Consider the following 467-nt stretch of genomic DNA (forward strand, 5'->3'; position numbering starts at 1 on the left):
GTCCACCGCGTCGCCCTGCAGCCAGGCGAAGAGCGCCGCGACCGGCAGGGCGCTGCCCGTCAGCTCCTCCACCAGCGCGTCGAGCGACGGCGAGGTGCGGCGCTCGCCGCCCTTCTGCAGGATGGCGCCCGAAGGGGACCATTCCAGCGTCGCGAGCACGTTGCCCAGCGGATTGAGCAGCACGAGTTCTCCCTGCCGCGCCTCCCCGCTCAATTCGAAGCCGGCGCTGACCGGCGCCACGTCCGGGTCGTCCACCTGCAGCGCCATGCGGCCGTTCCATTGCCGCACGCCGGCGCGCGCCTGGGATGCCGGCCGGGGCGGCGTGGCACAGCCCGCCAGCAGCACGAGCGCGCCTGCCGACAGTCCGCCGAGCAGTCCGCGGCGCTGCCCATCCATCGTCGCGGAGCGCATCACGGGTTGGCCTTCAGCCGCTTCAGCGTTTCCTGCAGCGTGTCGTTGTCCTTGTT

1 protein-coding gene is annotated in these 467 nt (G+C 72.6%); it reads right to left on the reverse strand.

Going from position 1 to position 467, the window contains the following annotated elements; genetic code table 11:
* On the reverse strand, positions 1-411 hold a 411-nt coding region (locus tag GVL52_RS28785), incomplete at its 3' end, for a lipoprotein insertase outer membrane protein LolB (protein ID WP_160012723.1).
* Positions 412-467: the final 56 nt, after the last annotated feature.

The organism is Rhizobium sp. 18055 (assembly GCF_902706285.1).
GTDB lineage: Bacteria > Pseudomonadota > Alphaproteobacteria > Rhizobiales > Rhizobiaceae > Rhizobium.